Source organism: Rhodococcus sp. UYP9 (genome assembly GCF_040547235.1).
Taxonomy (GTDB): Bacteria; Actinomycetota; Actinomycetes; order Mycobacteriales; family Mycobacteriaceae; genus Rhodococcoides.
Genome location: NZ_JBEPPH010000003.1, coordinates 577029 through 602864 on the forward strand (window position 1 = coordinate 577029; position 25836 = coordinate 602864).

Here is a 25836-nt window from a genome sequence, read left to right on the forward strand (position 1 = left end):
AGTCGATTTCGAACAGGGTGGGAGGTGCGCGATGAAGGTTGGAATAGGGGTTTCTACCGGAACCGAGGTCGTGTGCGCTGCCCTGGTCGTGGTGGACGAGGATGGTTCGCACACCGTCGAATACCGCACCGTGTCCGCCGACAGTGAAGCCAACACCGACATCGGTCAGCTGGTTACATCGGCAATAGAGTTGATGACGACCCTGGCTCCTGCACCCACCGGGCAAGGCACACATTCGACTGGACGGCGCGAGCCGGACTCCATCGCGGTGTCGTATCGCACTCCAGAGCAGTCTTCATCGATTCGTTCGGCATGCAGCAATTCACACCGTGCGCTCTCGTTGGTTCCCGAGTCTGCGGCTTCCCACGCGTTCCTTGTCGAGTCCGGGCTCATTGCGCGCTATGGCACCGTCTCGGTTGTCGACTTGGGCGCCTCGGGCTCGACCGTGACGATCATCGACGCCCAATCCGGTGTCGTCCATGCCTACGAACACAACGCCGACTTCGGTGGTGACGCGGTCAACAGTCTCGTCAAAGATTTTGTACACGGTAAATCCGAACGCGAAACTAGAGCGCGAGAGGTCGCCCGCAGCAATGATTCTGCGCGGTACCGCACGGTGAAAGAACACCTGTCGACATACGATTCGGCATCCATCAGCCACGACGGGGTGACGACCACAGTGGCTCGGACGGAATTCGACGCGCTGATCCGCCCGTCGGTGACAAAGGTGGTGCGCCGTGTCACGCAGGCGGCCGATCGGACGGGCCGTGCACCCGAAGCGGTGGTACTCATCGGCGGCGGCGCACACATACCGCTGGCGCGGACCGTCTTCGAGTCCGAACTCGGGCTTCCGGTTCTTACCGTCGACGAACCCGATGCCGCCCTTGCTACAGGTGCCGCTCACGTGGCCCTGACCACTGCTCAGGGGCTTTATCCCACGGTCGGCGCCACTGCCGGATCGCCCGCTCGATCGGTCGGCCGCTACTCCGGGGCGTTGGTCGGAGCGCTCCTGGTCGCCGGAATCGTCCTCGTCTACGGAGTTCAGGCCTTGACCCCCTCCGATGACACCGGCTACTCCCCCGCAGGCACCGAAGTTCCATCCGAGCAGCACAGCGATCAGAGCAACACCTCGATCGCAGACATCACCACCAACGCGGCCGATCCGCGGGCCACGACAACCTCCACCGACGTCTCGACAGGGAACCCGACTTCGGCCCCGACTTCGGCATCGACCACATACGAGCGTGGCAACGTCACCGACATGGCGCCGACGCCCACCAGTTGGCCGGCGGCATCGACTCCCACGCCGACGCTGCACCCGGCGCCGGATCTTCCGTTGATTCCGTTTCCCGCTCTGCCGAATTGGGACGAGATCGTTCCGTTTCCCGACAGCACCACTACCGTGCCGCCCTCGCCGACTCCGAGCATTCCGGAATCGACACTGCCTGAGTCGCCTCCTCCCGAGTCAACGCGTCCTGAGGCCACTCCGTCCGAAACGACCCCGACGGGACGACCCTCGGTGACGTCGAGCGAATCCGTTGCGGTCCTCCCGCCTGGCACACCGGACGTTGTCCGCACGGCGGACGCCGGCGGGACACCCGCTCCTCCGCCGTCACCGGAGCTGACGCCCCCACCGACCGTGTGGTCGCCGCCCGCTGCTGTTCCAGCGAACCCGGCTTCGCCCTCGGAGGAACCCGCAGGCAGCGTGACAGAACCACCGGCGCAACCGGCCCCGGGTCCAGTGACGGCGAATCAGCCGGTCACGACCAACTAGGCGCGGCCCGATATCAGGCTGGTGGACACTGGGAGCCCCGGGTCGGTCGCCGCTCGCAGGTCGGATGCCTCGGCCCCACCCGCTATCAGGTGCGCGCCCAGCGTGGCGATCATGACTCCATTGTCGGTGCACAACCGAGGCTTCGGAATTCTCAAGGTCAATCCCGCTGCGCTGCACCTAGTTTCGACCAACGAGCGGATTCTCGAGTTTGCGGTGGCTCCGCCCCCCAACACGAGTGTGTTCACATCGACATCCTGAGCTGCGCGCACCGCCTTCATGGTCAGCACATCGGCCACGGACTCCTGAAAAGACGCAGCGATGTCGGCGACGGGAATGCTGTCTCCTGCGCGCCGACGTGCCTCGACGAATCTGGCAACCGCCGTTTTCACCCCGGAGAACGAGAAGTCGTACCGCGCGTCGCGTGGTCCCGTCATGCCTCGAGGAAACGCAATAGCGTGCGGATCACCTTCTCGTGCAGCATCATCGAGCGCTGGGCCGCCCGGGTAACCCAAACCGAGCAACCTGGCAACCTTGTCGAACGCTTCGCCCGCTGCGTCGTCGACAGTGGTGCCCAACTCTACGATCGGAGCACCGAGGTCGTCCACGTGCAGCAAGTGCGTATGCCCGCCGGAGACCAGTAACGCGACGCACGGCGGCATCGGCCCATGCTCGAGGGTATCGACCGCCACATGGCCACCCAAGTGGTTGACGGCGTAGAACGGCACACCCCATGCGGCCGCATACGCTTTGGCTGCGGCGACGCCGACGAGCAGGGCGCCCGCCAATCCGGGGCCGATCGTCACGGCCACTGCGTCGGGCCGATCGATGTCGGCAGTCGCGAGCGCACGCCGCATCGTCGGAACCATCGCCTCGAGATGCGCGCGTGACGCTACCTCTGGGACAACACCGCCGTATCGTGCGTGCTCGTCGACACTGGACGCGACCTCGTCGGCGAGCAGTTCGCACACACCGGAATCACGCCACCGGACGACACCCACACCTGTTTCGTCACAAGAACTTTCGATACCCAACACGATCACGAGAGCGTGCCTCCATTCCCGACTTCGCGCCGCATCGTGTACGCGTCCGCACCGCTCGGCTGGTAGTACTTCCGCCGAGTCCCGACCACCACGAACCCGGTACGGGTGTAGAGCTCGATAGCCGGTTCGTTGTCGGTACGCACTTCGAGGAACACCGGTCCACCGTGGCTGTCGGCTACCGCGAGCAAATCGGCCAACAATGCCCCACCGATGCCGCGGCGGTGCGCGAGAGGATCGACTCCGATGGTGTGTACTTCCGACTCCGCCGACTCCCCCTTGCCCAGCAAGGCGACCCCGGCGTAACCCACCAGCGTGCCACCCTCGCGCGCGGCAACGTAATGATTGTGCGGCGCAGCAAGTTCCGACAGAAAAGCCTGCGCGGTCCATGGGCCGTCCCCGGGAAACAACACGCTCTCGAGTTCGGCGCAACGCTCTGCATCGGCTCTGAGCAGTGGCGACAGAATTACGGTCAAGGTGTCACCGCCTTCGCTGCCGCGCGCTCCTCGAGAGTTTTCGCGTCCGGCCGGCGAAGGTAGAGCGGCACGATCGGTGCCGGCGCGGATCCGGATGCCAGGCGCTCGAGAGCCGCCAGTACCAACCCCTGCGGCGACGGCGACTCCACTTCTCGGACAGGAACTTCGAACAGCGCGACATGAGCCGGAGACCCAGCAGCCGCGCTCGCCCCGGCAACATCGAGCAGAGCAGGAGCAACGACTTCCGGGCCTGCACAGCGGACCGCATGTCGGTACCGCGCCCAATACACCTCGCGGCGCCTGGCATCGGTGACGACCACCAGATCGAGCTCGTCGGGAAGTTCGGCGGCAATCGCGTCGAGACTGCAGACACCGTGGATCGGGATGCCCAGTGCGTCGGCAAATGCGGAGGCCGTTGCCATTCCGACGCGAAGACCGGTGAACGGGCCGGGACCGACACCGACGACTACGGCCTGCAGATCCTGTGGTGTCAGTGAGGCGTCGGCCAGACATCGGAGAATGTTGGGCGTGAGGACTTCGGCGTGAAGTCGAGGGTCGACCACGATTTGCTGGGACAGGGTATGCGGCTGCCCGTCGGTGACGCGAACCACACCGGCGGTGACTGCGGGCGTGGAGGTATCGACAGCGAGAACGAGCACGGTTTCTCAGAGTACCCGCATGTCACTGCGGGCCTGCCGCGGCACCGTCAGTCCTGCACCGAATGTTGGACTCGGTTCACTTCGACGGACCTGTCATCGGTGTCGAGGTCGCGTCGAATGCGGACCGACACGTGAGAATCGGTGAGCTTCTCGACCAGTCCCTCTCCCCATTCGACGACGACCACAGCAGCTTCCAGATCGGTGTCGAGGTCCAGCGCATCCAGTTCGTCGAGAGCAGACTGCCCTGTCATTCCCAGCCGGTACGCGTCCACGTGAATCAAGGACACGGGCGCAGCACCGTTCGGCCGAATCCCGGCCCGGTGTTCGCGGGCAATGACGAACGTCGGCGAGCTGACCCTGCCCTGCACCCCGAGCCCGGACGCAATGCCACGCGTCATGGCGGTCTTCCCCGCACCCAGCGGTCCATCGAGGATCACGAGGTCGCCGGCGACAAGGGTTTGGGCCAGCCGGTATCCGAAGTCCTCCGTGTCGGCGGCCGTCGGCAAGATCAGTGAGCGCCCATCGAAATGCAACGTGGACGGCGACGTGGACTCAGCCAATGCCCCGCCATCCGCTTCGTCGACGTGCCCGCACAGCGGTCGCACGGGTGAGCAGGCGCACGAGGGCGGCGTTGACTTTGTCCGGAAACTCGAGCTGCACGAGATGACCGGCTTGAGGCACCCGAACCACCTCTGCTTCGGGCAGTGCTTCAGCCATCGCCAACGTGCTCGCGAGCGGGATTATCCAGTCTTCGTCGCCACACATGACGGTCACCGGAATGCGCGTGAGGTGCGACAGCGCATCCTTCTCGTTGTGCAGCTCGAGGGTTTTCAGAAAGTTGACGATCGTGACTACCGAGGTGTCGTCGATCATCGATTGTGAGAAAGCAACCAAGCGCGGACTCACCCGCGTTCCGTACGACGCCGCACGAAGCACCGGCGAGATCAGCGCTCGCACAGTTCCGCGTCCGAGCTGGACCACGCCTGGCGAGGTGCGGACTGCAAGGCGAAACGCGTCGATGACGGGGTTGTTCAGGCTTTTACCCAAGCCGGTTTCGGCCAGCCCGGCGGCCGTCGTCGATAGCAAGGCAACGCCGACCACCCTGTCCTTGATCAGATCCGGACGCTGACGCGTCAAGGACAGAATCGTCATTCCACCCATCGAGTGGCCGATGAGGACGAGATGGCCGCGCGGTGCGACTGCACGAATGACTGCGTCGAGATCGGATCCGAGCTGCTCGATGGTGCAGCTTTCGGGCGTCGGTTCGCCGGACTTGCCATGGCCGCGCTGATCGTAGAAGACCATTCGGACGGACGAGCCCCACTCTTGCTCCAACGCCTGGCGCTGAAAGTGCCACGAGGACATACGGAGGCAGTACCCGTGTACGAACACCGCGGTGATGGGTGCGTCGGTGGGCCCGACTTCGCGAACCGCTAGTGGAACTCCATCGTCGGCGATGACGATGGATCCGCGATCGGCGTCCATCAGCTCGAGGTTCTCACCGGCAAGAGGATCCTTGTTCGAACGCAGCATCGTTTCGCGCAGGGCTATCCCGACGCTGTTGACTATGCCTAGATGTCCGAGCAGATTCATCTGGCTACCTCACCCAATGTCTTCGCCGGCAGTACCGCACCGAGACCCCGGTACGACCTGCGTACACGGCCGCGAATTCCGGTGACTATCTCGTAGTGGATGGTGCCCAACCGATCCGCCCAGTCCTGTGCACGCGGCCCCCCGCCGTCACCCGATCCGAACAGGATCGCCGAATCGCCTTCGGTGACACCTGCCCCGCTCGGCCCGAGATCCACCACACATTGGTCCATGCATACCCGCCCTACCGAGGGAAACAGTCGCGAACCGATCTGCACGTCGAAACGCCCGCTCAGGTTACGTACGACCCCGTCGGCGTATCCCATCGGGATGAGCGCAACCGTGGTGTCCTTCTCAGCGGTCCAGGTGTGCCCGTAGGACACTCCGTCACCGGCCCGGACCTTCTTCACCAACGCGACCGGCGCCGACACCGTCATTGCGGGCCGCAGGCCGAAATCACCGAGTTCCGGTATCGGCGACAAGCCGTACATCGCAATACCAGGCCGGACCATGTCGAAACGGAGATCGGGACGAGTAACAGTGGCCGCCGAATTGGACAGATGTACCCGCTCGGGCTGCAGACCGGCTGCACGCACGCGCGCCAGAGCGGTACGCAAGTTCTCCGCTTGGCGATCGTTGGCAGGATGCTGCGGACTGTCCGCGCACGCCAGATGAGAGAAGATTCCGCGTAAGTGGACGGACTCCTCGGCGACGGCCCTACCCAGTGCCTCGATCACCTCGTCCCACTGTTCGACGGGAATGCCGTTTCGGTTCAAGCCGGTGTCGAGCTTCAACGTCACGACTGCGGGGACGTTCGCTAAGCGAGCATCGGCTACTACTGCCGACAGTTGGGCGGCCGAGGACACACCGATTCCGACCCCAGCCGAGATCGCCGGAGCGAAGTCGGTGCCGTGTCGGTGCAGCCAGGCAAGAATCGGGGCAGTGATGCCGGCCCTGCGTAGGGTGAGCGCTTCGTCGAGTGTCGTAACACCGAGCTCTTCGACTCCCGAGTTCAGGGCCACTGTTGCAACCGCCAGCGCACCGTGGTTGTAGCCATCCGCCTTCACGACGGCCATCATCGAGGCGTCACCAGCGTATTCACGGAGAACAGCGACGTTGTGAGCGATCGCGTCGAGATCGATGGTGGCAGTCGCACCGGTACCGGAGTTAGGGTCCTCTGCGCTGACTGCTGCCACATCGACTACCGGTCCGAGTTCACTGTCCACAACGTTCGATGATGCCACTCGCAACACATCGCTCCCTACTCGGTGCACCGAGGTCCTCGTTCGACTTCCCGACGATCGTGACCGAAAACACCTTGAACGTCTGACCGACACCTCACACTGTGACGGAACGCAGAATCCTGATGGCCTCGGGGAGCGCGGACAGGAGAGGTCCGGCCGAAATCGGTGCCGCGAACTCGCCCCTGGACCCATGCGCGGCCGTCGCGGCCGCCAACGAGTGCGCCCGGGCCCCACACGCTGCAGCAACGGACGCATCGAGGCCGGTGGCCAGCAGCGCCCCCAGCACTCCGGACAGAACATCTCCCGATCCTGCCGTCGACGCCGCGGATCCGCCCGCATCGTTGACGAGGACCCGGCCATCCGGGTCGCCGACCACCGTCGCTCGGCCCTTGAGTAGTACGGTCACGCCCCAACTCGACGCCAGATCACGTACCGCGGACACCTTGTCGGCGCCGGGCACCCGGCCGGTCAACCGCTCGAATTCACCGGCGTGCGGTGTGAGCAAAGTCGGTGCCGAGCGCGACCGAACCAGCTCTGGTTCCGACGCCAGAACGGTCAGGGCATCTGCGTCGACTACCACGGGCAGATCGGAGGCGAGGATGTCGGACAACCACTCCCTCGATCTTTCCCCGGTGTCGAACCCTGGACCTACGACCCATGCCTGCACTCGTCCAGCACTCGACGGATCGGCCGAGACGATGACCTCGGGATAGTGGGATACAACCTCAGCTTCCGCGCTCCCCACGTACCGCACCATGCCCGACGTCGCGGCCACCGCCGCTCCGGTGCACAACAATGCAGCCCCCGGATATCGCTTACTGCCCGCGGCGATCCCTACGACACCCTGCGAATACTTGTCGTCCTCGGCTGTAGGGATCGGCCAGAGGGCGCCGACGTCGGCAGGCTCGAACGCACGAATGTACGGATCGGGCAAGGTCAACCCGATCTCCACGAGTTCGACTCTGCCGCAATGCGGCACCGCAAGCACATGCACGGGTTTGCGCGCACCGAAGGTCACGGTCACCGCAGCTCGAACGGCTGGACCGTCCACACCGCCCGTCGTCGGATCGACACCGCTGGGAATGTCTGCGGAAACGATCGGAGCGTCGAGCGCGGAAACGATGGCGGCCGCATCGGGTCGAAGCGGCCCCGTGCCGGAGATGCCGACGATGGCATCGATGACCAGGTCGGGATTATCCGGTGTGTCCACGACCTTGCCGCCGGCGCGTCGAAATGCCGCAAGGCCTTCCGGGTGCGTGCGGTCCGGTTTCAGCAGGACCGCACTGACAGCTACCCCCCGGGTACGCAGGATGGCGCCGGCCCACAGTCCGTCGCCGCCGTTGTCACCGGACCCGACGAGAATGCTCACCCGTCGACCGACGACCCCGCCTGTCCGGCCCACCAACTCGCGCGCCACTACCGTTGCCAGACCGTAGGCTGCACGGCGCATCAGAACCCCCGGCGGCAACGCCTCGAGGAGCGGTCGCTCCGCGTCGCGAACCTGATCAGGCGTGAAGTAGTGCCGCATAAACAGTCTCCCGTCGGACGTTCACCTACGTTGCTGCTACTCGACAGTGACGGACTTCGCCAGGTTCCTCGGCTTGTCGACATCGTATCCCCTGGTCTGGGCCACTTCGGCGGCAAAGACCTGCAACGGCACAGTCGACAGCAGTGGCTGCAGAAGAGTCGGAGCCACCGGGATCTCGATCAGATGGTCGGCAAAGGGACGGACAGTGTCGTCACCCTCCTCCGCGATCACTACTGTTCGAGCACCACGCGCCTGGATCTCACGAATGTTGCTGAGCATCTTCGAGTGAAGGACCGCGCGCCCCTTCGGCGAGGGCATGACCACGATCACGGGCAACCCGTCCTCGATCAGCGCAATGGGGCCATGTTTGAGTTCACCTGCAGCGAAGCCCTCGGCGTGCATGTACGCCAGTTCCTTGAGCTTGAGGGCGCCTTCGAGTGCCACCGGGTATCCGACGTGGCGACCGAGGAACAGAATCGTCGGCGACATAGCCAATTCTCGTGCAAGTTCACGCACCGGTTCCACCGAATCGAGTACTTTCTGCACGAGTTCGGGCATCGTTTCGAGGTCTGCGAACTCCCGTGCGACCTCGTCGGGGTACTTCGTTCCGCGAGCCTGCGCAAGAGCAAGCCCGACGAGGTAGTTGGCAGTGATCTGAGCGAGGAAAGCCTTGGTCGACGCGACGCCGATCTCTGGACCCGTTCGCGTGTACAGGACTGCATCGGCCTCGCGCGGAATCTGGGAGCCGTTGGTGTTGCACACGGCGAGAACTCGCGCACCCTGATCTTTCGCATGGCGTACGGCCTCGAGCGTGTCCGCGGTTTCGCCGGACTGCGAAATCGCGACCACGAGAGTGGATCGATCGAGAACCGGATCTCGGTAACGAAACTCGCTGGCAAGTTCGACCTCGACCGGAAGTCGCGTCCAGTGCTCGATGGCGTACTTCGCAAGCAACCCGGAATGATAGGAACTTCCGCACGCTACGACGAAGATCTTGTCGACCTCGCGTAGCTCCTGATCCGACAACCGCTGCTCGTCCAAGACGATCCGCTGATTCTCGAAGTGCCCGAGCAAGGTGTCCGCGATGGCAGCGGGCTGCTCCTGGATCTCCTTGAGCATGAAGTAGTCGTAGCCGCCTTTTTCGGCGGCAGCCAGATCCCAATCGATATGGAAAGGGCGTCCCGACGCTACGTTGCCGTCGAAGTCGGTGATCTCGTATCCACCGGCAGTGATGACGACTACCTGATCCTGGCCGAGTTCGACAGCCTCGCGCGTGTGCTCGATGAATGCAGCCACATCCGAACCCACGAACATCTCGCCGACACCTACTCCGACGACCAGCGGCGTCGACCGACGCGCGGCGACAATGGTGTCGGCGTGATCGGAATGGGTGAACACGAGCGTGAACGCGCCCTCGAGTCTGCGCAACACCGCTTTCGCGCTGGCGACGAAATCGCCCTTCGTCGGTCCCTCCTCGTACGCACACGAAACGAGGTGGACTGCCACCTCGGTATCGGTGTCACTGGAAAACTCGATGCCCCGGGCTTCGAGTTCGGCGCGGAGTGGTCCGAAGTTTTCGATGATCCCGTTGTGCACGACCGCGACCGCCCCCGACACGTCGCGGTGCGGATGTGCATTTCGATCGGTCGGACGCCCGTGAGTTGCCCACCGGGTGTGACCCATGCCCGTCGACCCGACGAACCTCTCGGTGCCGACTTCTTCCAGTTCGGCCTCCAGATTCGCCAGCCGACCCGCCTTGCGTTCGACGGCGGTGTTCCCGGCACCGTCGAGTATCGCAATCCCCGCTGAGTCGTATCCCCTGTATTCCATACGCCGAAGCGCCTCGACCACTACACCCAGAGCTTGGCGGTGGCCGACGTATCCCACGATTCCGCACATGGTGCTTGAGGGTACTCGGAGACAGACGGAGATCCTCGCGGGAGAACGCGAGAACCCCTACTCGGCCCCTTACCCCCGCCGATCACACCCGATCCGATAGCGTCTACACCCGTGGCGACACCCAAGAAGCTCGCAGCAGAACTCAGCAAGCGCGGTCCGCACGAAGTGCTCCGCGGCGACCTCGCCCTCGCCGGCCAACCCGGCGTCGTCTACACCCCTGCGGAGGGCTACAACCTGCCCGGAGTCGCTTTCGGGCACGGCTGGCTGTTGCGCAGCGACCATTACACGAACACCCTGAAGCACCTGGCATCATGGGGCATCGTCGCCGCGGCGCCCGACACCGAACGCGGGCCGTTTCCGTCACACCGCGGTCTCGCCGCCGACCTCGGCACAGTGCTCGACATCATGACCGGAGTGCGGTTGGGAACCGGAAACATCAGTGTGCACCCCGACAAACTCGCCGTCGCCGGCCACGGCATGGGAGCGAGCGTTGCAGTTCTCGCAGCCGCATCACGCTCGGACATCAAAGCCGTAGCCGCGCTCTTTCCGGCACCGACGGTGCCGAGCGCGGAAGACGCAGCGCAATCCTTGTCGGTGCCCGGGTTGGTGCTGGGAGATGCAGCCATGACCGATTCGCTGAACGACAACACACTCGCGCTCGCCGGCGCATGGGGAGGACCCTCCACATTTCGACGCATCGACAAAGCGTCGTCCGACGGCATGGTCGAAGGAAGACGGCTGCTCAGCCCCCTCGGCTTCGGCGGTACCGAGAGGTCGACAGTCGAGGTCGTCCGCGCGCTACTGACTGCATTCTTGTTGTTCCACCTCTCCGGCGACAAGAAGTACGAAGAACTCGCCGGTGCAGCGGAATTGAAGAACACGCGAGTAATCGATCCTCACGCACCGATCGCGGAGCAGCCGAAGCCGAGCGCAATCTCGGCAGTGCGTGCAGTGATCGGTCGCTGACCCTCTTCACCTCAGCCAGCTCGAAGGCGGGTCGTCCTCGGCCCAGGTTGCCTGCACTGCTGCCTGCACCCGCGTATCCAGGTTCGCCGGCAACAGATACGACCGGTACGCGTTCACGGATCGATCTTCCTCGACGTTCTTGTTCGAAACTCCACTCGGCTCGGGACGCGGGCCGTGGTCGTCGATTGCGGCCGGTGACGGCCCGACGCCGGACGTAGTGTGCGCAATCGTGTCGAGTCGATCCGACACCCGATCCAGTGCGGCACGGTGCTCGGCGCGCACGCGCTGGATTTCACTCCTCCACGTGCCCCCACCGCCGGTCACAGCGGCCCGGCTTCGGCAAGGTGTGCACCCGAGTCCAACGATGGCCCCTCTGCGTCCTGCTCCGCCGCTGAAGGTGGCGGACCCTCTGCCGGTGAAGGTGGCGACGGAGTTCGTATCGGGGGCTCCATCGGGGCGGCTTCGCCCTCTGCACTCCCCTCGTCCGGCGTGCACACCCCAGGTTCGAAATCTTCAGGTTCTGAGTCTTCGGGGACGGAATCGTCGGTTACGGAGCCTTGCGTTACTGAGTCTTCGGACGCACCGAGGTCCGCCGCGACGGGTGCAGGCTCCGGCTCCGGCTCGGGCCCTTCCTCCGGTTCCACCTCCGGCTGCTCTACGTTCGATTCACCGGCAGGTCGTTCGGGATCTCGCTGTTCAGGAGCCGAGCCGGAAGCGACGGGCGGAGGGTCGAGGGACTCGACGATCACGGGTAGCCCGAGCGGACCCATCCGAAGTTCGAATCGACGTACGCTGCCGTCCGGGCTGCCGAGTTCCAACGACACCGTTCCATTCTGTGCCACCGCGATCTTCGCGTTGTGCCCATCCAGTTCGGCCTCGAGGTGCCCTCGTTCTGGTGACACTCCACCCGAGTCCGGTTCCACCGGACCAGCAGTCAGCGGAGGAGTATCAGCGTTCACTGGTTCCCCATCAGCGTTCGGCGACTCCACGGAAGCTGGTGAATTTCGTTCTCGTACAGAGTCATTCGAGCTGAACTCCTCCTCTTCATCGTTCGGCGGGGTCGGTGTCTCACCGGATTCGGAATCGAGAATGCGATTTATGGCCGATCGAATATCGGCAGTGAGCGGTTCCATTGCACGTTGCACCGCCGACTCGATTGCTGCCGCCGAGTCGGGTGAGCCAGCTGAACCGGAGGGGCCAGTGCGACTTCCGGTGTCGATGTCCGGGCTCCGCTGCGGCTGCGGCACCGGCATGCTGCTGGTCGCGGGGGCTGTTGTCGGCACAGCCTGATTCGGTATTGCGGACCGCGGCAGTTCCGACAGCGGCTGTACGGGCAGTGGCTGTACGGGCAGCGGCCGTGTCGACTGAGGCACCGTGCCCGGGACAGAATTCGGTAGACCGCCGGGCGCAGTTCGACACCGCGTGTCGGGTCTATCCACAGCCGAGTCGTCGATATCGGTGGACGGAAATTCGGAATCTTCGATGGCCTCGGCTGTCTTTGCCACGACTGCCAGAAGGTCTCGTACACCGGTGTCCGTAGCCGCGCAGATTTCCACGAAGGCGAGGCAGGTCTCGATGACCGCGGGCCGAAAAATATCGTTCAGCCACGCATCGCAGACTCTCCGAACCTTGCTCAGTCCGACACTGTCGAGGGGTGTTCGCGTGTCGACCACCTCCGCGACCTCCGGCAGTGCAGCCTCGACCGCAACCAGAAAGGCATTCGCGACCGGTCCGATACTTTGGACGGAATCAGGGTCCAGGCCTGCGAAGTACGCGATGGCATCGATCGACTCGATCGGTTTGCCGCCGACTCGAGAGAAGTCGATCGATGCCACGACGGCGGCCTTGTCCCGCACGATTTCGCCGATGACATCTGCCGCGGTGTGCATGGATTGGTAGAGCTGATCGATCGAGTCCACACGCGACAGCGCGCGCTGCAGGTCCGATTCCATGTCCGACATCGCCGCCTCACCTGCCGGGCCCGACCACGAACGGGCCAGTACCGCGCACAGACGCCGCTGTTCCTCGATCTGCGAGCGTGCAACCTCGAGCACTCTGCCCAAGGCGTCGGCATCGGCAGTCAAAGCCGCGATATTCAACCCGCGTTGCTCGTCGTAGCGTGCGCACATTTCGGCGTACGTCCACTCCAGAGAACCATCGATGCGATGCAGCGTCGGGAGGTGACGTTCGAAATACAGCAAGCCACGGGTGCCGCCGTCGAGAAGGCTCTCGACCGAGATCACAGACTCCACGCCCGGCATCGTCGGTGATGTCATCGGGTCGATTCGATTCGGGGATCGTGCAGGGAAGTCGACAGCTCATCGTCGACAAATCGATATCCGTCGACGATGGTATGGAGCCGGTCGGCGTTGTCCTCGGACGCCTCACTCCAGCGTCGTAGCGATGACCCCACAAGACCGCCGGCCGCTGCAATGCGCACACCGAGGTCGCCGTAGTTCCGGCCGGCGACCGCCGGACCGAAAGTGAGCCCGCTCGCAATCTCGGCAGCCGACACGATTGCCTGGGCGGAGTCGCCGAAAGCTCCGGCTACAGCACCGACTGCCTCCGCATCGATATCCAACTCGTCACACATCTCGCACACCACGCTTCCACGTCCGTCGGGCGAAATACCCCTGTCATGTTCGACGCAGCCCGCATGGGATCGGTTCCCTCCGGTACCGGTAACGTCCCAGCTATACAGCTCGGGTTACAGATAACACGCTCACACCTGCGAGGAGTCTCATGCATATCGGAACCACGCTCAACTACTCAGGCGGATTCAAAGAAACCGTGGCCGAGGTAGAAGAACTCGAGAAGTCGGGCCTCGATATCATCTTCGTTCCCGAGGCATACTCGTTCGACGCCGTCAGCCAGCTCGGCTTTCTGGCCGCGAAGACGTCGACGATCAAGATCGCGTCGGGAATCTTCCAGATCTACACCCGCACACCATCGTTGACCGCGATGACTGCAGCCGGCCTCGACTACGTCTCCGATGGTCGCTTCGTTCTCGGCCTCGGTGCGTCCGGCCCGCAGGTCGTCGAGGGTTTCCACGGCGTCAAGTACGACGCGCCAATCGCCCGGACCCGCGAGGTCATCGAGATCTGCCGTCAGGTGTGGCGTCGCGAAAAGGTCGTCCACCAGGGCAAGCACTACCAGATCCCCTTGCCCGCAGACCAGGGCACCGGCCTGGGCAAGCCGCTCAAATTGATCAACCATCCTGTGCGCGAGAAGATCCCGGTAGTCATCGCTGCACTCGGACCCAAGAACGTCGAGCTCACCGCAGAAATAGCCGAGGGCTGGCAGCCGATCTTCTACTTCCCGGAGAAAGCGGACCAGGTGTGGGGAGACGCGCTGAGCGCAGGCAAGGCCAAGCGCGACCCGTCTCTGGGCGACCTGGAGGTCTTCGCAAGCCCCACTCTCGCCATCGGCGAGGACGCTGAGAAGTACCTTCCGTGGGTCAAGCCCCACCTCGCCCTCTACATCGGCGGAATGGGTGCCAAGGGAAAGAACTTCTACAACGACCTCGCTCGACGGTACGGCTACGAAGCCGAGGCCGAGAAGATTCAGGACCTGTATCTAGCAGGCAAGAAGGAAGAAGCAACGGCTGCAGTGCCCGACGAGCTCGTGCGCGCCATCAACCTGATCGGCCCGGAAAGCTACGTGAAGGAACGCGTCGCGGCATTCGCCGAGGCCGGTGTCACCACGCTGAACGTCCAACCCCTGGCTGAAAACACCGCAGGACGTGTCGCGCAGTTGACGGCGCTTCGCGCTCTGACGGACTGAGTCGATCGAGTAACACTGAGCTCGGGGACGGTCCGAGTCAGACCTGCCCGACCCGATTCGCCAATTCCTCGGCGAGTCGACGGGCGAGGTCCGGCTCGGCCGCCTCCACCATCACCCGCACCAACTGCTCGGTGCCGCTGGGCCGCAACAACACTCGACCAGTATCCCCCAACATCCGCTCTACCTCGGCCACACCTTCGAGCACCGAAGGCGCCGTCGCCACAGCTGCCTTGTCCGACACCTTCACATTGATGAGCACCTGCGGAAGTGTGGTCATTGCCGAGGCCAGATCGGCCAAAGAACGACCGGTCTCGGCCATTCTGCCCATAATTCGCAGCGCGGTGAGGGTTCCATCACCGGTGGTCCCGAACCCGGGAATGACAACGTGGCCACTTTGCTCGCCCCCCAAGGCGTAGCCCCCAGCCCTCAGATCCTCGAGAACATACCGGTCTCCGACTGCTGTGGTGCGCATGTCGATATCAGCGGCGCGCATCGCGATGTGCAAACCGAGATTGCTCATGACGGTGGCGACCAGCGTATTTTCGGTGAGCTCGCCGGATTCCTTCATTCCGATAGCCAGTATCGCCATGATTGCGTCGCCATCGACAATGCGTCCGGAGGCGTCGACGGCGAGGCATCGGTCGGCGTCGCCGTCGTGAGCGATGCCCAGGTCCGCTCCATGGGACACCACGGCCGTCTGCAAATCTTCCATATGCGTGGATCCGCAGCCGTCGTTGATATCGAGGCCGTCCGGGTCCGCGTTGATCGCGATCACCCTCGCTCCCGCTGCCCTGTACACCGAGGGTGCGACGGCGGACGCAGCACCGTTCGCACAATCGACGACAACGGTGACGCCGTCGAGCCGAATCGACAGCGCCGAGCCGAGATGCGCCGCATATTCCTCGGCAGCACCCGTCATCACTCGGACGCGGCCGATACCCGAACCAGTAGGTGCCGGCATGGCACCGCCTCCGGCTACGAGGGTCTCGATTCGATCTTCGACGTCATCGTCGAGCTTGTGACCCCCTGCCGCGAAAATCTTGATTCCGTTGTCCGGCATCGGATTATGAGACGCGGAGATCATGACACCCAGTTGCGCACCGCGCGCCGATGTCAGATATGCAACGGCGGGTGTCGGGAGGACCCCGACGTCGAGCACGTCGACTCCCGACGCGGTCAGGCCTGCGGTCACCGCAGCTGCGAGCATCTCGCCACTCGCTCGCGGATCGCGACCCACCACCGCGACGGGGCGTTCTGTCGGTGAAGCCTGCGTCAATACGGTTGCGGCAGCCCTGGCCACCTTCACCGCCAACTCCGGAGTCAACAAGCCGTTGGCCAGCCCCCGCACACCATCGGTACCGAACAGTCGAGTCATCTGGAGTTCGTCCCCCTTCGCCAGAAAAAAATTGATCTTCAAACGCCGCGAGGGCAGGCATCCGAGAATTCTGGACGCCTGCCCTCGCGGGTAGAACTGGAAAGAACGTCAGCGCTTGGAGTACTGCGACGCCTTACGTGCCTTCTTCAGACCGTACTTCTTGCGCTCCACCGAACGCGCATCACGCGTGAGGAAGCCGGCAGCCTTGAGCGGCGGACGGTCTTCCGGGGTGAGCTCGATGAGGGCGCGCGCGATAGCCAGACGCAAGGCGCCTGCCTGTCCGGACGGGCCGCCACCGTGAAGCAGGGCGACGATATCGAAGGACTCTGCCCGATCGACGAGGACCAACGGAGCCTTGATCAGCTGCTGGTGCACCTTGTTCGGGAAGTAGTCTTCGAGGCTACGGCCGTTGAGCTTGAACCCACCGCTGCCCGAGGAGAACCGCACGCGAGCGACGGCTTCCTTACGGCGACCGACTGTCTGGATCGGGCGATCGAACAGGATCGGTGCAGGCGCTGCAGCAGCGGCTTCGATCTCGTCGACAACCTCAGGCTCTTCGACGGCCACGAACTCGTCCGCGGCGATCTCGACGACCTCTTCGGTGTTCTCCTGCGACGTCACGTCATTTCCCTCCGGCGCCGTCACTGGGACACCTGCTTGATCTCGAACGGAACGGGCTGCTGAGCTGTGTGCGGGTGGTTCGGTCCCGCGTAGACCTTCAGCTTGCCCGCGATGGCACTGCCGAGCTTGTTCTTGGGGATCATGCCGATGACGGCTTTTTCCACGAGGCGATCAGGGGTCCTGTCGAGAACCTCACCGACCGTGCGCGACTTCAAACCGCCCGGGTGGCCGGAGTGGTGGTAGAGGAACTTGCCATCGCGCTTGTTACCGCTGATGGCAACCTTCTCTGCGTTGATGATGACGACGAAGTCGCCACCGTCGACGTTGGCTGCATAGGTGGGCTTGTGCTTGCCACGGAGCAAGTTTGCTGCCTGGACGGCGAGCCGACCGAGTACAACGTCCGTAGCGTCGATCACATGCCAAGTCCGGGTGGTGTCCCCGGCCTTCGGGCTGTATGTAGACACAAAAATTCCTGTCTTCATGATGTCGCTGCTGGCCAAGACGTGTGTATCCCCTCGGCGGCCAGTTGAGACCCGAGAGCAAGTGATCGCCGCACAAAGAGCGCAACGATCTCATCCACGCCATCGTGGGACAATACCGGTTGGACCTGCAGCAGGTCAAAACGCCTTCACCGAAGTCGCACGCAGACTATGCAGCGCCGAGCCGCGGGGAGCGCTTCCAAGCGGGGATCGGCGATAGCTGACCCGCACCGCTCGCACACTCCGTAAGAAGCTGACGCGACGCGTTCCCGAGCTGCATCGAGCTCACGAACTTCGTCCTCTGCATCGCGCGCCAGCCCGATCACCTTTGCTCGCTCGAAGGCGATGGTCGATCCTTCCGGGTCGTGCTCGTCGTCATCGGTGGTCCACTCGGAGCCTGCCACGATCACCTCGAACTGTGCACGCAAGGACTCCAGCCGACTCTGCGCTGCACTCCGCGCATCGGCTATGAGCCTGTGCGCTTCGATGGGGTCCACGCTTTCACCTCACAGGTGCGACGACATAGAAGCAACCCGAGCCGAGTGCCGATCAGCACTCGGGTTGCTGGTCCTGTGGACACGGCACGGCCCCGGCATCGAGCGCAATGCCGGGGCACATGGCCACACGACTACCTCACGAGAAACGGGACCGGTTCATCGCTTCCTGTTCCATCATCTTCTGGTTGCCGGAGTTGACCGCGCCGATCAGGCTCTGCAGGACCGTGGTGAGCTCGGTCTGCGCCGAGTTCCATTCCCCTTGCTTGACCTGGTAAGCGTCGGCATCGGCACCCTGCCACGTCGCAACGAGAGGTTGAATCGACGACTTGATCTCGTCGAGTTTGTCGTTGAGCGACTGCCATTTGTTGGTCATACCGCCGGCCAGATCGGTGATCGAGCCGAAGTTGTATCTGATTTCGCCGTCCATAGTCAGTTCCTCGTTTCCGTTCGGTGGGGCAAGTGGTGGACTCTCATGAGATGTGTTCGAGTGCTTCGCAACCGCGAAGCACGCTCGAACATCACAGGTTCAGCGTGCCTGCGACCGCATTGATCGACGAGACGTTGTCCTGCTCGGACTGGTCGTACTCGATACCACTGGTCTTGATCGACTGACTGATGCCCGCGAGCGCATTCTCGAGTTTGAATGCGCTCGAATCCCAATTGGTCATGACCTGACCGAACGAGGTCGACGCCTTGCCCTTCCAGATTCCCGATGCCGCAAGGTCGACATCCGAGCGAAGCAGCCTCAGCAGCCCTCCGATCTGGTCGCGCAGGCCGTCGACCTTTGCGGCCACGGCGATCATGGTTTCGATATTGGCTTCTGCCATGTCAACTCCTCGATGTCTTCGGTTCCGAGTGCTCGGTCGAGTGCTCGGACTGGGCAGCGGTTCGCCTACGGCGCAAGTGCGATTCCCCCCTACATCTGATTGGACGCACGCGCGATGCCCTTCGGTTCCATGGATGTGGAAATTTCTGGACGAATTGTTCGCAGTTCACTCGGGTGCGACCGTCACAGTGGAGACGACCCCGGCGCATTCGGCATCGAGCAGGTGCTGTTCACCACGCCGACTCTGGCAACCGATGCTGATCTGTAGATCGCCCTCGACGAAGATCTGCCAGTTCACCGTCGAGTCGATATCGGGAGATTCCTTGTACGACAACGCTACTCGGCCGCCGATGTCCCTCGCCCGTATAAGATCGCCGACCACGCCATCGGAAGCACGGGCAGCCACCATCGCAGACAGATCGTCGGCTACCTCGTCGAACGATGCACCCGAACGAAGAACGGTGGTAGTGACCACGATTCTGCGATCGGGCAGATCCGACGGCACGAGAATCGACCGCTCGGCTTCCTCCCGGTGCGACCATCCGTCCGGAATCCGAAGCTCGACGCGGCCGTAGGTGTATTTTCTCGACGGTCCGTCTTCGACTCCTCTCGGGGCCGAGGTAGCGGGTGCGGCAATGCTCGGCGCCGGTGGGGATGAGGTGACAGGACCAGGCACCGACGCGGACGGGATTATCACCGATGCCGAATCCGCGCGCGAGGGATCAGCGAGCCGATCCGGTTCTCCACGCATCGAGACGAGGGCCACCAACACCGCCGAGCTCATCGCGACCACGACCGCCACCAGGACCGCCTGCTGCACCTTCCGACGACGATGGGCACCAGATACCGCGCCGGTATCGACCTCGTCCAGCCAGGCTGCCGCACGGACAGGCATGGGCGTCGTCCTCGCCCAGCGATCCTCCGTCTCGTCTTCGAAGCTGCCCGAAGAACCAGCTTCATCCGCTGGAATCGACAGCCCTGCGCGAGCCGCCATGGACCGAACGATGTCCACGCCGCGCATTCGGTGGATGCGATACGGCGATTCGGCGAGTACTTTTGCGTCACCGCCAGCCGTAGTGTCCAGTACGAATACATCCACCCCCTCCCGATGGCGTTGCGTAGCAACGAATGACGAGACCCGGTCGTTAATCGAACGTTCTGCCCCTCGATCACCACCCACGTCGCGCGTGCCCTGCACATCCCATCTGCATGTCCTGGTGTATCCGCCTCGGCCGTCGGCGGTGACCGCACACACCACCGAATTGAGTTCGGCCAATTCGACGACGATGGCGTACGAAGGCGCTCGCTGACCGAGGGAGTGTGTTGCCGCGCTTGCAGCATCGACCACGATCACCTCACGCGCCAAAGGCATGGCGGCAGCGCGAACGGCGCCCACAGCGACGGGCCCCCAGTGCGACGGGCATGCAATTTCGAGGACGTCGACGATCGGTGGTGCACCGGCCGCAGCGAGCGATGCACCGAGGACACCGTGCACCACCACTGCCGTGGGTAGAACGGTCGAATCGACAAGGCACTCGGCGTCCTCGACGAAGCTGATGGGGTACGCGTGCGCCACCTCCGGTGGGGTATCACGCCCGAGTTCGGTTACCAGGTACTCGGGCGTTCCGTCACGCATCGTTACCGTAGGTCGAAACTCGAACTCGGCGGAACCGAGACTCGACACCGTCAATACCGACACCGGACCGTCCCCGAAACTTACTGCAGCGTAGCTGCTTTCGCTGATCACCGCGCTGTCCACGCTAGCTGAACAAGCGACTGGCCTCGCCTGTCGACCAGCGTGCCACGCCCGGGCGGCATGGCGCTCGGTTTGACCGAACCGATCAGATTTCCCTCGTCTCGACTGCCGCTCATGACCAGACCAGGCGACACGAGATCACGCATACGTGAAATGACGGGGTCGTACAACGCCCGCGATGCCCCGCCCGATCTCCGCGAGAGCACCACGTGCAATCCGATGTCGCGGGCGTGTGGCAGATACTCGACGAGAACGGTCAACGGGTTTCCCGTCGACGTGGCCACCAGGTCGTAGTCGTCGACGATCACGAATATCTCCGGTCCACTCCACCAGGTGCGCTCACGAAGTTGCTGTTGGGTGACGTCGGGCCCAGGCATCCGATCGGCGAGTTTGGCGGCGAGCTCGGTCATCATCGTCATCAGAACAGCTTGCGAGGCTGCATATCCCGCGAGATGGTCGGTGTCGACGGTGCCGAGCATCGTGCGACGGTAGTCGGCGAGGATCAACTTTACCTGCGACGGCGTGTTGGCCTCGACGAGAGAAGTGCAGATCGACTCGAGCAACGCCGTCTTCCCGCACTCGGTGTCACCGAATACCAGGAAGTGCGCCTGCTCGGCGAAATCGAGTGTCACCGGATCGAGTTCTGCCTCGTCGATTCCGATGGGAACCCGCAATTCCGGCACCGATCCGCGTGAGCGTGGCCAGCGGCCGACAAGCAGATCGACAAGCTCGCCTCGCGGCAGACTCTCGGGAAGCATCCGCACAGGTGGCGCCGAAAGACCGACATAGGCCTGCGCAACTGCAGCCACCGCATGCTGAATTCCGACACCGAGATCGACGGTCGACGGCGCGCCGTCGACACGCGGCAATCCTACGAGGAGGTGCAACCCCTCCTTCGTGATTCCGCGACCGGGCCTGCTGTCCGGAACCCGCGCGGCCTTCACTCTCCCGAACTCGGAATCGGACGCGTCACCCAACTTCAATTCGATCCTCGTTCCGACAAGATCCTTTGTTGCAGGACGAATCTCGGCCCATCGCGACGCGGTGAGGATGAGGTGAACTCCATACGACAACCCCTGCGCTGTCAGCGCGGCAAGCTGAGGCTCGAGGGCTTCGAAATCGGATCGAATACTGCCCCAGCCATCTACGACCAGGAAGACGTCTCCGAAACCATCCTCGTCGTCGATCAGTTGCTCGGCGCGACGACGACGAAATTCGACGATCGAGTCGATACCCCGTTGTTGGAATATTCTCTCGCGTCGTCCGATCACTGCCGCGACTTCGGCGACCGTCCGCCGCACCCGGTCGACGTCGAGCCTGCTCGCTACGGATCCGACGTGGGGAAGAGCGGCGAGTCCGCCGAGCGTTCCTCCGCCGAAATCGAGGCAGTAGAACTGCACCTGCGCAGGCGTGTGGGTCAGCGCAAACGACATGATCAGTGTTCGCAGCGCCGTCGACTTCCCGGACTGTGGCCCTCCGACGATCGCGAGGTGGCCTTGGGCCGCTGACAAGTCGACCACCAGTAGATCGCGCCGTTGATCGAATGGGCGGTCCACTATGCCGATCGGTGCCCGTAGCGATGGGATCGCTGCAACCGGCGCCGACAGGACCGAATCGGGAATCATTCGATCGAGCGTGGGCGGCAGATCGAGCGGAGGCAGCCAGACCTCGTGTGCCGCACGACCGCTGCCCTGCAGTCGTTCGACCACGACGTCGAGCACCGTCCGGCTGTCGGGCCTGGCTTCTTCCTCTGGTAGGTGCTCGTCGTACCGGCCGCCGATATCGTCGACTGACGGTTCGACCACATCCATCTGCACCGGATAAGCGCTGAAGATCCGCGGTCGAGCGGTCGCCGAACTATGGCTGCTCCCCCGTACTGCATCGCGAGGGCGGACGTAGGGCCCGGACACGTATGCCGCCGCGAAGCGGACGATCTCGGCAGAATCGCATTTGAGATACCCGGCGCCGGGTTGTGCCGGTAGATGATACGCATCCGGAACTCCGAGAACCGAGCGAGACTCGTTGGCGGAGAAGGTTTTCAAGCCGATCCGATACGACAGGTGGCTGTCCAAACCGCGCAGCTTCCCTTCCTCCAGACGCTGACTCGCCAGTAAGAGGTGCATGTGCAGTGACCGCCCCAACCGCCCGACGGCGACGAAGAGGTCTGCGAACTCGGGCTGTTGGCTCAGCAACTCCGAGAACTCGTCGACGACGATGAACAACGCAGGCAAGGGCGCGAGCGCGGCACCGGCAGCCCTTGCCTTCTCGTAGTCGGACACATTGGCGTAGTTGCCCGAATCCCGGAGTAACTCCTGACGGCGATTCATCTCGCCCGCAATGGCGTCCTTCATCCGATCGACCAGCGACAGGTCTTCGGAGAGGTTGGTGATCACCGCAGCAACGTGTGGCGCTCCTTCGAGCCCGGCGAACGTCGCACCACCTTTGAAATCGACGAGTACCAGATTGAGCTGGTCCGGGTCGTGTGTGGCAATGAGACCCAGGACGAGTGTTCTGAGAAACTCCGACTTTCCCGAACCGGTTGCGCCGATGCACAATCCGTGCGGGCCCATACCATTCTCGGCCGACTCCTTCAGGTCGATCTCCACCGAGCTTCCGTCGGGTGCAATTCCGATGGGTACACGAAGGCGATCACGGCCACGACGGGTTACCCACGCGCGACTCGGGTCGAGGAGACCGACGTCGGCGATTCCGACAAGAAAGTTCCAGCTCGAGATCGACTCTGCGTCCTCTCCCCCGGAGTCGATACCGACATCGACTGCGGTTCGATACGGAGACAGCCTTCGAGCCACGGTTTCCGCCTGTGCGACGCTCATCGCGTCCGAGACGCCGAATACCTCGACGCGTGAGCCGCTGACAGCGCCGATCGAACCGTTCTCGGAGAACAGACGAATGCCTCGGCTGGCAGCAAGCCCGGTGCAGAAGTCGGACAGATCGACGATCGTCACCGAATCGAGCCCTGTTCGCGAAAGATCGGTCCCACTGTTGTCGAGTAAGCCACCGTCGACGATGATCACCAGTTGCGGGACTCCCGCGGCCGGCGAGCCACCACGGGCGAATCTGTTTCTCAGTGAGAGGTGTTCGCCGAGCGAGGATTCGAGTTCGAGAAACGATCCATAGATCATTCGCGCAGTGCCGACACCGTCCCTGGAAACTTCGTGCTGAGTGTGGGGAAGCCATTTGGTCCAGTCCCAGAACGCAACCGTGTCGGGCCCGCAGACCACTGCGAGCCGCAACTGGTCGGGATCGTGGAACATACAGAGCGCCGCCACCATCGAACGCACCATGGCCCGCGAGGAATCACGATCGCCGGACACGGAAATTGCAGCGAATCCGCGAAGCGACACCGCGGTGGGGAGACTACCCACAACGGAATGTGCCCGCACGAACCGCCTCAGTGACACCGCAGAGACTGGTTCGAGTTCTTCGACGGGTCCGGTCTCCGGGGGAACGAGGCGCGTCGCCAGACGCTGGTCTCCCCGACCTATCCGAACATGACAGAAGTCCGGATCGGAGGTGCGGCGCTCCCACATCCGCGGGGTGCCCGCATACGACCACAGAATCGCCGGGTCAGGGTGCGACCACTCGAGCGCCTCACGCTGGCTGGTCGCGGTTGTCGCCACATCCCTGCGCAGTTGGTCGAGGTAGCGCAGATAGTCCTTGCGGTCTTCGTTCGACTCCGCCGTTCTGGCGCCACCACCTCGACCACCACCGGCAACCATGCCCAGCATCGACACCAGCATCATCGCCGGAAACATCAGCATCATCGGGTTGGCTGCCATGCCGGAGGTGAACATCAACGCGACCATGCCGACCATTGCTGCCACCATGACCAGGGGCATCAGCTTCATCAGCAAGTTTCCCGGGACCACCCGAGGTATCTCCGGTGGCGTCTGAAGCGTCACCTCGCCGCCAGGAGTGCGTGGAACTTCACGCCGTGCACCACGAACGAACCGAACAGTATTCACGCCTCGATGCCCCCACCGGTCGGTATCCCCATTACCGCGCACACTTCACGTTTCCCCAACGAGCAGTATGTTTCGCGAAAGGCTAACTCATTCGGTGCTTCACTGCCACCGACCACCCGCTGCTTACCGAGGCGGAATAGGACTACCTCTCGCACGGTTGATTACCGCAGGAAGTGAGTACTCACACTCTTACCGGTGTGTCACTTCGCACTCGAGCTCCTCCGCGAAAGGCAGGCGTACACCGTGTCCGTTCCACTCTCGATTCTCGATTTGGCCTTCATCGGCGAAGGCGAGAGCGTCAAAGACAGTTTCGACGCCAGCGTGGAGCTCGCGCAGCGAGCCGAAGAATGGGGCTACCAACGCATTTGGTATGCCGAGCACCACAACATGACCACGATCGCCTCGTCGGCGACCAGTGTTCTGATCGGACACGTGGCTGCGAACACCAGCCGTATTCGATTGGGATCCGGCGGCGTGATGCTGCCCAACCACGCCCCGCTGACCATCGCAGAACAGTTCGGCACGCTGGCCACTCTGCACCCTGACCGAATCGATCTCGGTCTCGGACGTGCACCGGGCAGCGACCAAGCCACCATGCGCGCGATGCGCCGCGACCCGTCGTCGGCCGAGCGCTTCCCACAAGATGTGCAAGAGCTGCAGGCATACCTGTCGGACGAATCGTTGATTCCAGGAGTGCGCGCCACCCCAGGAGCGGGAACGCACGTGCCCCTCTACATTCTCGGTTCTTCGCTTTTCGGCGCCCAGCTCGCTGCCGCACTCGGACTCCCGTTCGCGTTTGCCTCGCACTTCGCACCCGACGCACTCGAGCAGGCCGTCGCAATCTATCGACGTGATTTCAAGCCGTCGGCGCAGCTGGAAGCACCACACGTGATCGCCGGCGTCAACGTCATCGCCGCCGATACCGACGAGGACGCTCAGCGACAATTCCTCGCCACCAAGCGAAGCCGAGTGAGTCTCCTCCTCGGCCGCGGACGCAAGTTCACCGACGAAGAAGCCGATATGCTGCTCGATTCGCCCCAGGGACGCCAGATCAACCAAATGACGACGTACTCCGCCGTCGGCACGCCCGAGGTGGTTCGTGAGTACTTGGACGGGTTCGCGCGTCACGCGAACGCCGACGAGCTGATCGTTGCTTCCGGCGTCGTGGATCGACAGTCGTGGCTGCGCTCGTTCGAGCTCCTCGCCGATGTCAGCGAACTGGCCCCCGTCTGATCTCGGCCCCGACCGAGCTTCGTTCGCGGTAGCTGATACACCCTCGACGACTCCGGGACGGTACAGTCTCTCGCTGCCGGCATTCGTGCGGAATGCGGCGGTGATTT

Annotated in this window: 23 protein-coding genes; 4 read left to right on the top strand and 19 right to left on the bottom strand. The window is 63.4% G+C overall.

Annotation, left to right across the window (positions count from 1 at the left end):
- The first annotated feature begins 31 nt into the window (after nucleotides 1–31).
- The gene (locus ABIB36_RS12395; protein WP_354559325.1) at nucleotides 32–1774 is read left to right on the top strand and encodes a DUF7159 family protein; all 1743 of its coding nucleotides are present in this window, start codon (nucleotides 32–34) and stop codon (nucleotides 1772–1774) included.
- Here ABIB36_RS12395 and tsaD read toward each other — a convergent pair.
- The 8 genes from tsaD to glmS form a co-directional block, all read right to left on the bottom strand.
- Nucleotides 1771–2814: a tRNA (adenosine(37)-N6)-threonylcarbamoyltransferase complex transferase subunit TsaD gene (gene tsaD, locus ABIB36_RS12400; RefSeq protein ID WP_084348441.1), complete on the bottom strand. Its 1044-nt coding sequence runs from the start codon at nucleotides 2812–2814 to the stop codon at nucleotides 1771–1773. The two genes, ABIB36_RS12395 and tsaD, sit on opposite strands and share 4 nt — an antisense overlap.
- Complete coding sequence (gene rimI, locus ABIB36_RS12405; protein WP_084348442.1) at nucleotides 2811–3287, bottom strand: ribosomal protein S18-alanine N-acetyltransferase; 477 nt, start codon at nucleotides 3285–3287, stop codon at nucleotides 2811–2813. The genes tsaD and rimI overlap by 4 nt, the downstream gene beginning before the upstream one ends.
- Nucleotides 3284–3946, bottom strand: a complete 663-nt coding sequence (gene tsaB, locus ABIB36_RS12410; RefSeq protein ID WP_084348443.1) for a tRNA (adenosine(37)-N6)-threonylcarbamoyltransferase complex dimerization subunit type 1 TsaB — start codon at nucleotides 3944–3946, stop codon at nucleotides 3284–3286. Before tsaB ends, rimI begins: the two co-directional genes overlap by 4 nt.
- 47 nt (nucleotides 3947–3993) lie before the next feature.
- Nucleotides 3994–4506: a tRNA (adenosine(37)-N6)-threonylcarbamoyltransferase complex ATPase subunit type 1 TsaE gene (tsaE, locus tag ABIB36_RS12415; RefSeq protein ID WP_084348444.1), complete on the bottom strand. Its 513-nt coding sequence runs from the start codon at nucleotides 4504–4506 to the stop codon at nucleotides 3994–3996.
- On the bottom strand, nucleotides 4499–5539 hold the full coding sequence (locus ABIB36_RS12420; protein WP_084348445.1) for an alpha/beta fold hydrolase: 1041 nt from the start codon (nucleotides 5537–5539) through the stop codon (nucleotides 4499–4501). Before ABIB36_RS12420 ends, tsaE begins: the two co-directional genes overlap by 8 nt.
- Nucleotides 5536–6732 carry an alanine racemase gene (alr, locus tag ABIB36_RS12425; protein WP_256895904.1) on the bottom strand — a complete coding sequence of 399 codons (1197 nt, stop codon included), beginning with the start codon at nucleotides 6730–6732 and terminating at the stop codon, nucleotides 5536–5538. The genes ABIB36_RS12420 and alr overlap by 4 nt, the downstream gene beginning before the upstream one ends.
- Before the next feature lie 142 nt (nucleotides 6733–6874).
- The gene (locus tag ABIB36_RS12430; protein ID WP_354559324.1) at nucleotides 6875–8308 is read right to left on the bottom strand and encodes an NAD(P)H-hydrate dehydratase; all 1434 of its coding nucleotides are present in this window, start codon (nucleotides 8306–8308) and stop codon (nucleotides 6875–6877) included.
- A gap of 36 nt (nucleotides 8309–8344) precedes the next feature.
- A complete protein-coding gene (glmS, locus tag ABIB36_RS12435) occupies nucleotides 8345–10207 on the bottom strand; it encodes a glutamine--fructose-6-phosphate transaminase (isomerizing) (RefSeq protein WP_084348448.1) in 1863 nt (620 codons plus the stop codon).
- Nucleotides 10208–10318: 111 nt separating this feature from the next.
- On the opposite strand from glmS, the gene ABIB36_RS12440 reads away from it, so the two are divergent.
- Nucleotides 10319–11173, top strand: coding sequence for a dienelactone hydrolase family protein (locus ABIB36_RS12440; protein ID WP_354559323.1), 855 nt, complete (start codon nucleotides 10319–10321; stop codon nucleotides 11171–11173).
- Between the two features lie 6 nt (nucleotides 11174–11179).
- Here the strand turns inward: ABIB36_RS12440 and ABIB36_RS12445 are convergent, their stop codons facing one another.
- Genes ABIB36_RS12445 through ABIB36_RS12455 form a run of 3 tightly spaced genes read right to left on the bottom strand, consistent with a single transcriptional unit; the run spans nucleotide 11180 to nucleotide 13766 of the window.
- A complete protein-coding gene (locus ABIB36_RS12445) occupies nucleotides 11180–11455 on the bottom strand; it encodes a hypothetical protein (RefSeq protein WP_354559322.1) in 276 nt (91 codons plus the stop codon).
- A 38-nt stretch (nucleotides 11456–11493) separates the two neighbouring features.
- Nucleotides 11494–13449, bottom strand: a complete 1956-nt coding sequence (locus ABIB36_RS12450; protein ID WP_354559321.1) for a hypothetical protein — start codon at nucleotides 13447–13449, stop codon at nucleotides 11494–11496.
- On the bottom strand, nucleotides 13446–13766 hold the full coding sequence (locus ABIB36_RS12455; protein ID WP_143542214.1) for a hypothetical protein: 321 nt from the start codon (nucleotides 13764–13766) through the stop codon (nucleotides 13446–13448). The genes ABIB36_RS12450 and ABIB36_RS12455 overlap by 4 nt, the downstream gene beginning before the upstream one ends.
- A gap of 149 nt (nucleotides 13767–13915) precedes the next feature.
- On the opposite strand from ABIB36_RS12455, the gene ABIB36_RS12460 reads away from it, so the two are divergent.
- Complete coding sequence (locus ABIB36_RS12460) at nucleotides 13916–14956, top strand: LLM class F420-dependent oxidoreductase (RefSeq protein WP_354559320.1); 1041 nt, start codon at nucleotides 13916–13918, stop codon at nucleotides 14954–14956.
- 37 nt (nucleotides 14957–14993) lie between these two features.
- Here the strand turns inward: ABIB36_RS12460 and glmM are convergent, their stop codons facing one another.
- From glmM to eccCa, 8 genes are all read right to left on the bottom strand, one after another.
- Complete coding sequence (glmM, locus tag ABIB36_RS12465) at nucleotides 14994–16331, bottom strand: phosphoglucosamine mutase (RefSeq protein WP_084348503.1); 1338 nt, start codon at nucleotides 16329–16331, stop codon at nucleotides 14994–14996.
- Nucleotides 16332–16439: 108 nt separating this feature from the next.
- The gene (gene rpsI / locus ABIB36_RS12470) at nucleotides 16440–16976 is read right to left on the bottom strand and encodes a 30S ribosomal protein S9 (RefSeq protein WP_084348454.1); all 537 of its coding nucleotides are present in this window, start codon (nucleotides 16974–16976) and stop codon (nucleotides 16440–16442) included.
- Complete coding sequence (rplM, locus tag ABIB36_RS12475) at nucleotides 16973–17416, bottom strand: 50S ribosomal protein L13 (RefSeq protein ID WP_084348504.1); 444 nt, start codon at nucleotides 17414–17416, stop codon at nucleotides 16973–16975. Before rplM ends, rpsI begins: the two co-directional genes overlap by 4 nt.
- 164 nt (nucleotides 17417–17580) lie before the next feature.
- Nucleotides 17581–17928: a TraR/DksA C4-type zinc finger protein gene (locus ABIB36_RS12480; RefSeq protein WP_256895899.1), complete on the bottom strand. Its 348-nt coding sequence runs from the start codon at nucleotides 17926–17928 to the stop codon at nucleotides 17581–17583.
- A gap of 136 nt (nucleotides 17929–18064) precedes the next feature.
- Nucleotides 18065–18355: a WXG100 family type VII secretion target gene (locus ABIB36_RS12485; protein WP_084348455.1), complete on the bottom strand. Its 291-nt coding sequence runs from the start codon at nucleotides 18353–18355 to the stop codon at nucleotides 18065–18067.
- Nucleotides 18356–18446: 91 nt separating this feature from the next.
- The gene (locus ABIB36_RS12490) at nucleotides 18447–18755 is read right to left on the bottom strand and encodes a WXG100 family type VII secretion target (protein WP_084348456.1); all 309 of its coding nucleotides are present in this window, start codon (nucleotides 18753–18755) and stop codon (nucleotides 18447–18449) included.
- A 165-nt stretch (nucleotides 18756–18920) separates the two neighbouring features.
- On the bottom strand, nucleotides 18921–20501 hold the full coding sequence (locus ABIB36_RS12495; protein WP_354559319.1) for a type VII secretion-associated protein: 1581 nt from the start codon (nucleotides 20499–20501) through the stop codon (nucleotides 18921–18923).
- Nucleotides 20498–24496 (bottom strand): type VII secretion protein EccCa, encoded by a 3999-nt coding sequence (gene eccCa, locus ABIB36_RS12500; RefSeq protein WP_084348458.1) that lies wholly within the window; start codon nucleotides 24494–24496, stop codon nucleotides 20498–20500. The genes ABIB36_RS12495 and eccCa overlap by 4 nt, the downstream gene beginning before the upstream one ends.
- Before the next feature lie 243 nt (nucleotides 24497–24739).
- On the opposite strand from eccCa, the gene ABIB36_RS12505 reads away from it, so the two are divergent.
- Entirely contained in the window at nucleotides 24740–25729 is a 990-nt protein-coding gene (locus ABIB36_RS12505) for an LLM class flavin-dependent oxidoreductase (RefSeq protein WP_084348506.1), read from the top strand.
- The last annotated feature ends 107 nt before the right edge of the window (nucleotides 25730–25836 follow it).

What these genes read in the sequence shown, in the direction of transcription:
- ABIB36_RS12395 (WP_354559325.1), top strand. Translation starts at nt 32, where the DNA reads ATGAAGGTTGGAATAGGGGTTTCTACCGGAACCGAGGTCGTGTGCGCT.
- ABIB36_RS12420 (WP_084348445.1), bottom strand. Translation starts at nt 5,539, where the DNA reads ATGAATCTGCTCGGACATCTAGGCATAGTCAACAGCGTCGGGATAGCC.
- ABIB36_RS12430 (WP_354559324.1), bottom strand. Translation starts at nt 8,308, where the DNA reads ATGCGGCACTACTTCACGCCTGATCAGGTTCGCGACGCGGAGCGACCG.
- glmS (WP_084348448.1), bottom strand. Translation starts at nt 10,207, where the DNA reads ATGTGCGGAATCGTGGGATACGTCGGCCACCGCCAAGCTCTGGGTGTA.
- ABIB36_RS12450 (WP_354559321.1), bottom strand. Translation starts at nt 13,449, where the DNA reads ATGACATCACCGACGATGCCGGGCGTGGAGTCTGTGATCTCGGTCGAG.
- ABIB36_RS12455 (WP_143542214.1), bottom strand. Translation starts at nt 13,766, where the DNA reads ATGTGTGACGAGTTGGATATCGATGCGGAGGCAGTCGGTGCTGTAGCC.
- ABIB36_RS12460 (WP_354559320.1), top strand. Translation starts at nt 13,916, where the DNA reads ATGCATATCGGAACCACGCTCAACTACTCAGGCGGATTCAAAGAAACC.
- glmM (WP_084348503.1), bottom strand. Translation starts at nt 16,331, where the DNA reads ATGACTCGACTGTTCGGTACCGATGGTGTGCGGGGGCTGGCCAACGGC.
- ABIB36_RS12485 (WP_084348455.1), bottom strand. Translation starts at nt 18,355, where the DNA reads ATGGACGGCGAAATCAGATACAACTTCGGCTCGATCACCGATCTGGCC.
- ABIB36_RS12490 (WP_084348456.1), bottom strand. Translation starts at nt 18,755, where the DNA reads ATGGCAGAAGCCAATATCGAAACCATGATCGCCGTGGCCGCAAAGGTC.